This window comes from Micromonospora sp. MH99, from assembly GCF_021442385.1.
Lineage (GTDB): Bacteria > Actinomycetota > Actinomycetes > Mycobacteriales > Micromonosporaceae > Micromonospora.
The window spans coordinates 1-9,921 of the sequence record NZ_MUZA01000118.1 but is presented as its reverse complement, the minus strand read 5'-3'; the positions used below and the strand labels follow the sequence as shown (position 1 = coordinate 9,921).

Genomic DNA, 9,921 nt, shown 5'->3' with positions numbered 1-9,921 from the left:
TCCGGATCGCCCTCGATCTGCGTGACCTGCCCGTCCTTGACGAACACCCGCTGGCCACAACCCACCGCACAGTACGGGCACACCGAGCGGGCCACGCTGTCGGCGGTGTCGGTGCGGGCGGTCAGGCCGGCCGAGCGCGCGGACTTGGCGGCGGCGCCCCGGCCCAACGGGTCCGTGCCGGTGAGCTGCCGATACACCGGCCAACCCTCGATGAACGTCCGCAGACCCATCTCCGACACCCCCTCCCACGCGAGCGACCTCACGAACATAGGTCAGATGAGGAGTCTTCGCTAATCGGGGAGGGGGCGTCGTGGCATCGTCACTCGGCGCGCAGGCTCCATCTCAGCGCGGGGATCATCACGGCCGCGGGAACGAGGTGCAGTCCAACGAGGGCGGTGACGGTGGCGGCGGTGCCCCCGCAGAGCAGGGGCGCGACCAACGAGATCGCGGTCAGCGCCACCGCCGTCCACACCCACCGCGCGGCGGGACGCGTACTCCAGAGCAGCAGAGCGGCGGCGATGACGATGCCCACGACCGAGAAGACGCCGGTCACCACGGCGAACCCGGGTATCGGGATCGTCTCGCCACCGGCGGGGACCGCGAAGTCGACGCCGGCGGCCCGGGCGAGCGCGGCGACGACTGTGGTGGCCAGCATCGCCGCGAGCGTGGCGAGGAGCCCCACACCGGCGAGCCCGCGCAGTCGGTGCGCACGGCTGGTCCGGCCCGACGCCGGGACCGCGGCGGTCACCGGGCACCGTCCGCCGGCAGGCGCTGCGGCAACCCGAGCCGCGGGAACTGGTCGTCGTGGAAGATGACGATCTCGGCGACCGCGCCGCCGGTGACCCGCAGAACGTCGATGGTCAACGGCAGGTACGCGCCCTCGGACTCCCGCCACAGGTAGAAGGCGATGGCGGGCTGCCGGTTCACGGCCGTCAGGACGCCGCGCAGGCGTCCCAGGTCGGCGAAGCCGTCCTGGAGCCAGTCGTTCAGCACCGCGTCGCGGCCGACGTGGACGCCGGGTGTGGGCGGCATCGAGCAGCGCACGTCGTCGCGCAGCATCGCGGCGAGCGCGTCGATGTCCTTGGCCACGCTCGCGTCGGTGAAGCGGCGTACCAGCTCGCGCGTCCCGACGTCCTCCGCACCGCCGGTCCAGTCCTGCCGCTCGGCGGGCAGGTGCTCGCGCATGCCGGCGCGGGCCCGCTGCAGCGCGCTGTTCACCGAGTTGACGGAATCTCCGAGCAGCTCCGCGACGTCCTTCGCCGGCCAGCCCAGCACGTCCCGCAGGATCAACACGGCCCGTGGGCGCGGCGCGAGGTGCTGGACCGCCACCAGGTACGCCAGCTCGATCGTCTCCCGCGCGACGGCAACGGCCTCCGGCTCATCGGCGTCACCGGCCGGCAGCTCGTCGAGCAGCCGGTCCGGGTACGGCTGCAACCACCGCACCTCGCCACCTGTCGCAGGCTCGGGACGGCGTCGGGCGAGCAGGTCCAGGCAGGCGTTCGTGGCGATCCGGTACAGCCAGGCCCGGAACGACGACCGCCCCGCGAAGGTCTCCCGCCGCCGCCACGCGCGAAGCAACGTCTCCTGAACGGTGTCCTCGGCATCCTCGAACGACCCGAGCATCCGGTAGCAGTGCACGTGCAGCTCCCGCCGGTGCCGACCCGCCAGTCCGGCGAAGGCCGACTCGTCGACCCCGTCCAGACCGCCCCCGCCCAAATGCTCGTCCGTGTGCGCACTCGTCACGTCATGCTCCCGTCTCGTCGTGTCCCGTCGCAGGTATGACGGGTGCGGGCCCGACAACTCATCACCGGGTCGGACGATTCCTTCGGACGACGCCGGGAAGCGGCCACCCTAGCCCTGCGGAACCGGACGAGCTGGCACGTGTCCGGCAGCCTCCGCACGCGACGCCGGGCGGGCGCCGAGGCCCGGGGAAGGTCGCTTGAGCGACACCGGGTCCGGCGGGCGTTACCCTGACAGCATGCAGGCCGTCTCGCCCACCGCGACCGGCGTGGCCTTCCTGGCCCGCCCGGGTCGTCCGGCCGTCGTGGCGCGCACCCTCACCGAGCTCACCGGCCCCACCCGCGGCGTGGTCGAGCTGCCGGTGCGGTTGATGTGGAACGCCGAGCGCACCTTCGACCTAGGCGACCCCGACCAGCTGCTCTGGATGTACGAGAACGTGCTGCGCGAGACTGCCAGCGCCGACGACCTGCGCGTCCTGATCAACGGGCGGACACTGCGCCGGGTGTGGCGGCTGCTCAACCTCCCCCGGGGCGTCCGCCTCGCCTGGGAGAGCCGGCACCGCGGCCTGCGCGCGGCGTGATCGCACCCCACCTGCACGAGTTCTACCGGGAGGTGGCCCGGGTGGCGCTGACCGCCGCCGGGCCGTACCGGTTCGTGCTCGGTGGCGGGGTGGCCTGGGCCGCGCACGGCCTGGTCGCCCGGCCGACCGAGGACGTGGACCTCTTCGCCGACGTCGAGGGCGCCGCCGCGGCGGCCACCGCAGGGGTGCGCGGGGCGCTGGAGCGGGCCGGGTTCACCGTCACCGACGCCGACCCGGACAGCGAGCTCGCCGATCTGTTCGACGGGTACGGCCAGGACATGAAGGACTTCGTGGTGAGCCGCGACGGTCGGGAGATCCGGCTCAGCCTGGCCCGACTGGACCGGCAGCAGAGCCCGGTCGTGATGGACCTCGGCCCGGTGATGGACGTGCGCGACCTGGTCGCCAACAAGATCGCGGCCCTGGTCAACCGGCGGGAGGTCCGCGACTTCATCGACGTGGCGGCGGCGCTGGAGCACTACGACGTGACGCAGCTGCTGGTGCTCGCCCGGCAGGTCGACCCCGCCCTGGACCCGGCCGACGTGCGGGCCGCCGGCCGCTACCTGGACCGGCTGTCCGACACGCGGTTCGGCCGCTACGGCCTGGGCGCCGACGACGTCGCGCGGGTGCGCCACCGCTTCGCCACCTGGCCCCGCTGACGCCACCGCCCGCCAAGCCGTACCGCCGGGTGGTCACCCACTGGCGACCACCCGGCGGCCGGATCACTTGGTCGGTCGACCGCCGGTGACCCCCAGGATCTCGCCGGTGACGTAGCTGGACTCCTGGGAGGCGAAGAAGACGTACGCCGGCGCCAGCTCCGCCGGCTGACCGGGCCGGCCCTCCGGGGTGTCGGTGCCGAACTGCCGCACCTTCTCCTTCGGCATGGTGGCGGGGATCAGCGGCGTCCAGACCGGGCCGGGGGCCACCGCGTTGACCCGGATTCCCTGCTCGGCGAGGTCGGCCGCGAGAGCCTTGGTGAAGTTGGCGATCCCCGCCTTGGTGGTGGCGTAGTCCAGCAACTGCGGCGACGGGTCGAACGCCTGGATCGACGCCGTGTTGATGATCGCCGAGCCCTCCGCCAGGTGGGGGATGGCGGCCTTGCACAGCCAGAACATGGCGTACAGGTTGGTCTTGAGCACCCGGTCGAACTGCTCGGTGCTGATCCCGAGGATGCCCTTGTCCTGCGACATCTGGTACGCCGCGTTGTTCACCAGGATGTCGATCCCGCCCAGGTCACGCACCGCCCGGTCGACGAGCTCCTGACAGTGCGCCTCGTCGGTGATGTCGCCGCGCACCGCGATGCCGCGCCGACCGGCGTCCTCGACGAGCCGGATGGTCTCGCGGGCGTCGGCGTCCTCCTGGGCGCTGAGGTACGAGATGAGCACGTCGGCGCCCTCACGGGCGAACGCGATTGCCACGGCCCGACCGATCCCCGAGTCACCTCCGGTGATCAGTGCCCGCTTGCCGTCCAGCCTCCCGCTCCCCCGGTACGACTCCTCACCGTGGTCCGGCTTCGGCGTCATCTCCCCCGTCGAACCGGGCGGCGACTGCTGCTGGCCCGGCGAACCGGACTGCTGGCCGTACTGGCTGGTCGGGTCCTGCTGGGTGTGCTGGTCCTCGCTCACCGACATCTCCTCGCACTGTGCGGACTACTCCCCCGTGACCTCGTACAGAACGCCCTACCCTGCGACGACCTGCGGAAACCGGGGCTGGCGTGGCGCAAGTGACAGGCGCTGGTTATGGTGCGCGAGGCGCTCACGAGGCGCGTCCACCCCCATGGAAAGGCACGTCATGACCTCTGGATCCGGCCCGTCGCGTCGCCAGGTGCTCGCGGTCGCCGCCGCGGCGGCGACCGCCCCGCTGATCGTCGCCGCCGCCCCCGCGCAGGCGGCCGGCGCCGCCCGGTCGCGCACCTGGGACCTCACCCTCCTGGGCACGTCGGACACGCACGGCAACGTCTACAACTGGGACTACTACCGCGACGCCGAGTACGACGACAGCAAGCACAACGACATCGGTGTCGCGAAGCTGGCGACCCTGATCAACCAGATCCGCGCCGAGCGGCGCGGCAAGGCCACGCTGGTCCTCGACGCCGGCGACACTATCCAGGGCACTCCCCTCGCCACGTACTACGCCAAGCAGGAGCCGATCACCGCCACCGGCGAGAAGCACCCGATGGCCCGGGCCATGAACGTCATCGACTACGACGCCGTGACGCTGGGCAACCACGAGTTCAACTACGGCCTGCCGCTACTGGACCTGTGGATCCGTCAGCTCGGCTTCCCGGCGCTCGCCGCGAACGCGATCAACGCGAAGACCGGCAAGCCCGCCTTCCTGCCGTACGTCATCAAGAAGGTCTCCCTCGGCTTCGCGGCGCCGACCCTGCGGGTCGGCATCCTCGGCCTGACCAACCCCGGCGTAGCCATCTGGGACAAGGGCAACGTCGAGGGCAGGCTGCGCTTCGACGACATGGTGGCGACCGCCGCGAAGTGGGTGCCGATCATGCGGGCGCGCGGCGCGGACCTCGTGCTGATCTCCGCACACGGCGGCGACAGCGGCACCTCCAGCTACGGCCCGGAGCTGCCCAACGAGAACCCGGTGGCCCTGATCGCCCAGCAGGTGCCCGGGATCGACGCGATCCTCTTCGGGCACGCCCACAACGAGGTGGTCGAGCGGTTCGTCACCAACGAGCGGACCGGCGCGCAGGTGCTGCTCTCCGAGCCGTCGAAGTGGGGCCAGCGGCTCACCCGGATGGACTTCACCCTCGCCCGTGAGCGTGGCCGCTGGACGATCACCAAGAAGGCCGCCACCATGCTGAACACCAACACGGTGGTCGAGGACCCGAAGGTGCTCGCCGCCGTGCGGGCCCAACACCAGAAGACGATCGCGTACGTGAACCAGGTGGTGGCCCAGGCCACCGTCGAGATGTCCGCTGTGGAGTCCCGGTACAAGGACACCCCCATCCTGGACTTCATCAACCACGTCCAGGCCGAGACCGTCACGAAGGCGCTGGCCGGCACGCAGTACGCCACCCTGCCGGTGCTGTCGCAGGCCTCGCCGTTCAGCCGTACCGCGGTCTTCCCCGCCGGAGATGTGAAGATCCGTGACGTGGCCGGGTTGTACGTGTTCGACAACACCCTCGAGGCGGTCGTGCTCAGCGGCGCCGAGGTGCGCGCGTACCTGGAGTACTCGGCGAAGTACTTCCGCACCCTCGCCCCGGGTGCTCCCGTGGACACCGAGCAGATCAGCGACTCGCCCGCAGTGCCGGACTACAACTACGACGTCATCTCCGGCCTGGACTACGACATCGACATCTCCAAGCCGGTCGGCCAGCGGATCACCCGGCTGGTGCTGCCCGGCACCGACACCCCGGTGGCGGACGACGCGCAGTTCGTGGTGGCGGTGAACAACTACCGGCGCAGCGGCGGCGGCAACTTCCCCGGCATCGTGAAGACCCAGGTCTACAACGCGCAGCAGGAGATCCGCCAGCTGCTGATCGACTGGGCGCAGGCCAAGGGGACGATCAACCCGGACGACTTCTTCCAGCCCAACTGGCGACTGGTACGCGAGGGCGTGCCGGTCTTCTGACCGCAGAACGTCGGCGGGCCGTGGGTGGCGACACCCCGGCCCGCCCGTTCGTCTCCCGCCCGACCCGTTCCGGCCTCAGCCCTGCACGTTCCAGCGGATCGGGTCCTCGGCCTTCTCCGGCCGGTCCCGCCCCGGATCGGTCTCGGTCAGCGCGACCCGCTCGTCCGGGCGTACGGCGGGCGGCAACTCCCCGAACCGGATGTGGCGCAGGAACGCGTACTCGTCCTCGGTGAACGGCTGCTCGGCCATCGGCACCCCCTCCTACTCCGCCATTGTCTGACGGACGGTCGCCCGCGGCACCGGCCTGTCGGCTGACGGTCCCTCGACCGTCGGTCCCTCGGCTGTCGGTGCGAGCCGACACACCGCGTAAGGCATCCTAGGATCCTGGGTGTATGGCGTGGGCCGGTGCGCCATCGGCAGGCGTTGGTCAGGGGTGGACGCTGGCGGCCGGCCGGCGCGGGGCGGGCAGCCGGTCCAGCACCGCCAGCGCCGCCCGGACCGGTCGACGCCGCAGCATGTCGTCGAAGCTCGCCCGACCCTGACAGAAACGGACGAACATCCGCCACCCCGGTGGGGTCGCCAACAGAGCGTGGAAGACCTCCGGGCGGCGGGTGAACAGGTCGAGCAGTCGGAACCCCGCCCGCATCTCCGGCGTCAGGCGCTCGGCGACCGCCCGCTCGTACCCGGCCAGGTCGCCGTCGGCGACCGCCGTGCCGGCCATCTCCCCGGAGCGCAGCGCGAAGCTGATGCCCTCGCGGCTCCACGGCTCCAGCAGCCCGGCGGCATCCCCCACCACCAGCACATTGCCGTTGCGCAGCGGGGAGTCCTCGGCGCGGCAACGGGTCAGGTGACCCGAGTCGTGCTCCGCCGGCAGCCCGGTCAGCCCCAACCGGTCGACGAACTGCCGCAGGTAGGCGCGCGTCCCCTCCCCCGCGCCCCGACCCGCGATCACACCGACCGTCAAGCGGTCGCCCTTCGGAAACACCCAGGCGTACGAACCGGGCATCGCACCCCAGTCCAACAGCAGCCGCCCGCGCCAGCGCTCCTGCTCGGCGGGCGGCACCGGCACCTCCAACTCCAGCCCCAGGTCCACCTGCCGGTAGCGCACACCCACATGTCGGGCGGTCACCCCCGAGGAACCGTCCGCGCCGATCACCGTGCGGGCCGTGAGCGTCGTACCGTCGGCCAACCGCAGGCGTACCCCCTCGGGGTCCTGCTCGATCGCGCGGACCGCGACCTGCTCCCGCATCTGCGCGCCGGCGGCCACCGCCGCCGCGCGCAGCCGGTCGTCGAACTCCTCGCGGCGCACCATGGTCACCACCGGACTGCCGTTGCGGCGGGTGAACTCACGCCGGCCGTCGCGGGTGAACGTCACCCGGTCCACCCGGTCGTGCGCGGGCACCTCGATGCGGCCGCGCACGGCCGCCAACGACGTGCCGATCAGCCCACCGCCGCACGTCTTGTACCGCGGGTGCGCGGCCCGCTCGACAACCAGCGTACGAACGCCGGCGCGGGCCGCGGCGTGTGCCGCGGAGAGCCCGGCGGGGCCGGCGCCGACGACGACGAGATCCCAGACGATCACGGTTGCAGCCTAGGGCACCCTCCGCCGCGCGGCCCCGGCACGGCGCGCTGCCAACCGCCCGATCGGGTGGGCATCTTCGGTCAGGCACGGGGTAACCGGCCTGGCGCGACCGTCCGCGCCGAGCGGGCGGGCAAAGGAGGAGATCATGCAGCGGGTGCAGCTGTCGGACGTCGAGCAGCGCGTGTACCAGGCGGTCACCGCCCTCGAAGCACGTGGCCAGGTGCCCTATCCGGAACTGATCGCCGAAGGATCCGGTCTGACCGAGGAGCAGGTGCACACTCCACTGCACCAACTCACCGAGAAGGGCCTGCTGCACCGCGAGGACTCGCCGATGGCCGGCCTCGACTTCGGCCCCAGATTCTGCGCCCGCCAGATGGCGTGACCCCCGACGATTGGCCCCCGCCTGCCGGGGTAGCGGTCAGGGATGCATGATCGACCGTCAACGGGGGGCACCATGAGCGCGGCGCGCGAGCCGCAGCCGGTCGACGCGGCGGAGAACCGCCGACGCTGGCAGGCCGTCGGGGTCGGGCTGGTCGCCGCGTTCATGACGCTGCTCGACGTGAGCATCGTCAACGTCGCGGTGCCCTCCATCGACCGGGCGCTGCACGCCTCCCCGAGCGACCTGCAGTGGGTCCTCTCCGGTTACGCGCTGACCTTCGGGCTGGTGCTCGTACCGGCCGGCCGCTTCGGTGACTTCCGCGGACGGCGCAACGCGTTCGTCTTCGGCATCGCGCTGTTCACCCTGACCAGCGCGCTCGCCGGCCTGGCCACCTCCCCCACCTGGCTGGTCGTCGCCCGACTGCTCCAGGGCGCCGCCGCCGGCATCATCAACCCACAGGTGATCGGGTTGATCCAACAGCTGTTCCGAGGGCCGGAACGAGCCCGCCCGTTCGGTATCCTCGGCGCCACCATCGGCATCTCCACCGCCGTCGGGCCGCTGCTCGGCGGGCTGCTCATCGCCCTCGGCGGCGAGGAGCACGGGTGGCGGTGGGTCTTCTTCGTCAACGTGCCGGTCGGCATCGTCGCGGTGATCCTCGGGTGGCGGCTGCTGCCCGGTCGACCCGACGGCCAGCCCGGTCGACGCCGGCTCGACCCGATCGGTGTGCTGCTGCTCGGCGTCGGCGTGGTGCTGATCCTGCTGCCACTCGTCCAGGAACAACAGTGGCGTACGCCGTGGAAGTGGGCGCTCATCCCCGCCGGCCTGGCGGTGCTTGTCGCCTTCGGGCTGTGGGAACGGTCGTACGCGCGGCACCATGAACCCCTGTTCGACCTGCACCTGTTCAGCTTCCAGTCGTACACGCTCGGAGCGCTCATCGCGCTCGTCTACTTCGGTGGATTCACCGCGATCTTCTTCATCTTCACCCTGTTCCTGCAGAACGGGCTCGGCTACAGCGCGCTCGTCGCCGGTCTCGCCATCACCCCGTTCGCCCTCGGGTCCGCCGCCGCGTCCGCACTCGGGGGACGCATCGTCAACCGCTTCGGCCGTCCCCTGGTCGCCATCGGACTGCTCGCCGTGGTGATCGGTCTGGCCGCCACAGTGCTCGCACTGCACCTCGCGCCGGACGCCCCCGCGCCCTGGGTCACCGCCGCGCCACTGCTCGTCGCCGGTATCGGCAGCGGACTGGTCATCGCCCCCAACCAGACGCTCACCCTCGCCCAGGTGCCGGTCGACCAGGCAGGCAGCGGAGCCGGCATGCTCCAGACCGGCCAGCGGATCGGAGCGGCGGCCGGCATCGCCGCGGTCGGCTCGATGTTCTTCTCCTCGCTCGCCGACAGCCGCGGCAACTGGGCGTCGGCCTTCGAGAAATCGCTCCTGCTCGCCACGGGGATCATCGCGCTCGCGCTGGTCGCCGCGCTGATCGACATCTTCCGCGGCAACCACGACTGAAAAACCCCGGGGGTACGCGGCACCGCCCGACCCGACGGGCCGACATGCCGCCCGGCCCGACGGGCCGGCATGCCGGTCGGGCCGACGCGCCACACGGGCCGGCATGCCAGTCGCCGGTCAGTCACTGCCGGGCACAACAACGCCTGGCGCCGGCCGCCTTCAGATCTTGGACAGTTTCCGTCAGCTGATGACGGAAACTGTCCAAGATCTCCCGGGCACGACGATGGCCGGCCACCCCGGTTTCGGGGTGCCGGCCAGGTATGCCGATGGCCGGCGCCCGTTGTCGGGTGCCGGCCATCGGTCGGTTCGGGGTCAGCTGTTCCAGTGCTGGGCAACCAGGTCGGTGGCCTGCTGCTCCCACTGGGCGTACGCGTCCGGGTAGGCCGAGACCTGCACGGTCTGCGCGGCGTCGGTCAGCGGCACGTCCTGCCAGCCGTCAACCTGGCGCAGGCCCTTGAGGAACGCGGTGGTGGAGTACTCCGGGTTGGTGATCTGCTCCGGCGTGCCCCAACCACTGGTCGGGCGCTGCTGGAACAGGCCCAGCGA

Annotated in this window: 11 protein-coding genes and 1 pseudogene; 5 read left to right on the top strand and 7 right to left on the bottom strand. The window is 71.7% G+C overall.

The window, feature by feature from the left end; genetic code table 11:
* The 3 genes from B0E54_RS31380 to B0E54_RS31370 all read right to left on the bottom strand — a co-directional run.
* Positions 1 to 230 (bottom strand): hypothetical protein (locus B0E54_RS31380; protein WP_305076165.1); only part of this gene is annotated, 230 nt, incomplete at its 3' end.
* A gap of 89 nt (positions 231 to 319) precedes the next feature.
* A complete protein-coding gene (locus B0E54_RS31375; RefSeq protein ID WP_234591439.1) occupies positions 320 to 748 on the bottom strand; it encodes a DUF6069 family protein in 429 nt (142 codons plus the stop codon).
* The gene (locus B0E54_RS31370) at positions 745 to 1,743 is read right to left on the bottom strand and encodes an RNA polymerase subunit sigma-70 (RefSeq protein WP_234591438.1); all 999 of its coding nucleotides are present in this window, start codon (positions 1,741 to 1,743) and stop codon (positions 745 to 747) included. The genes B0E54_RS31375 and B0E54_RS31370 overlap by 4 nt, the downstream gene beginning before the upstream one ends.
* 235 nt (positions 1,744 to 1,978) lie before the next feature.
* Here B0E54_RS31370 and B0E54_RS31365 point away from each other — a divergent pair, with 235 nt between their 5' ends.
* Together B0E54_RS31365 and B0E54_RS31360 are read left to right on the top strand one after the other, a co-directional pair.
* Positions 1,979 to 2,320 (top strand): hypothetical protein, encoded by a 342-nt coding sequence (locus B0E54_RS31365; protein ID WP_234591437.1) that lies wholly within the window; start codon positions 1,979 to 1,981, stop codon positions 2,318 to 2,320.
* Complete coding sequence (locus B0E54_RS31360; RefSeq protein ID WP_234591436.1) at positions 2,317 to 2,976, top strand: nucleotidyl transferase AbiEii/AbiGii toxin family protein; 660 nt, start codon at positions 2,317 to 2,319, stop codon at positions 2,974 to 2,976. Before B0E54_RS31365 ends, B0E54_RS31360 begins: the two co-directional genes overlap by 4 nt.
* Positions 2,977 to 3,039: 63 nt before the next feature.
* Here B0E54_RS31360 and B0E54_RS31355 read toward each other — a convergent pair whose 3' ends face one another.
* Positions 3,040 to 3,942, bottom strand: a complete 903-nt coding sequence (locus B0E54_RS31355; RefSeq protein WP_308195442.1) for an SDR family oxidoreductase — start codon at positions 3,940 to 3,942, stop codon at positions 3,040 to 3,042.
* Positions 3,943 to 4,108: 166 nt separating this feature from the next.
* On the opposite strand from B0E54_RS31355, the gene B0E54_RS31350 reads away from it, so the two are divergent.
* A complete protein-coding gene (locus B0E54_RS31350) occupies positions 4,109 to 5,905 on the top strand; it encodes a bifunctional UDP-sugar hydrolase/5'-nucleotidase (protein WP_234591433.1) in 1,797 nt (598 codons plus the stop codon).
* A 75-nt stretch (positions 5,906 to 5,980) separates the two neighbouring features.
* Here B0E54_RS31350 and B0E54_RS31345 read toward each other — a convergent pair whose 3' ends face one another.
* Together B0E54_RS31345 and B0E54_RS31340 are read right to left on the bottom strand one after the other, a co-directional pair.
* A complete protein-coding gene (locus B0E54_RS31345) occupies positions 5,981 to 6,154 on the bottom strand; it encodes a hypothetical protein (RefSeq protein WP_234591432.1) in 174 nt (57 codons plus the stop codon).
* Positions 6,155 to 6,332: 178 nt separating this feature from the next.
* On the bottom strand, positions 6,333 to 7,487 hold the full coding sequence (locus tag B0E54_RS31340) for a geranylgeranyl reductase family protein (RefSeq protein WP_234591431.1): 1,155 nt from the start codon (positions 7,485 to 7,487) through the stop codon (positions 6,333 to 6,335).
* Positions 7,488 to 7,632: 145 nt separating this feature from the next.
* Here B0E54_RS31340 and B0E54_RS31335 point away from each other — a divergent pair, with 145 nt between their 5' ends.
* Both B0E54_RS31335 and B0E54_RS31330 read left to right on the top strand, forming a co-directional pair.
* On the top strand, positions 7,633 to 7,869 hold the full coding sequence (locus B0E54_RS31335; protein WP_234591430.1) for a hypothetical protein: 237 nt from the start codon (positions 7,633 to 7,635) through the stop codon (positions 7,867 to 7,869).
* A gap of 42 nt (positions 7,870 to 7,911) precedes the next feature.
* Positions 7,912 to 9,375, top strand: coding sequence for an MFS transporter (locus tag B0E54_RS31330; RefSeq protein ID WP_234591429.1), 1,464 nt, complete (start codon positions 7,912 to 7,914; stop codon positions 9,373 to 9,375).
* Between the two features lie 312 nt (positions 9,376 to 9,687).
* Here the strand turns inward: B0E54_RS31330 and B0E54_RS31325 are convergent.
* Positions 9,688 to 9,921: pseudogene (locus B0E54_RS31325) on the bottom strand (hypothetical protein); the annotation flags it as partial.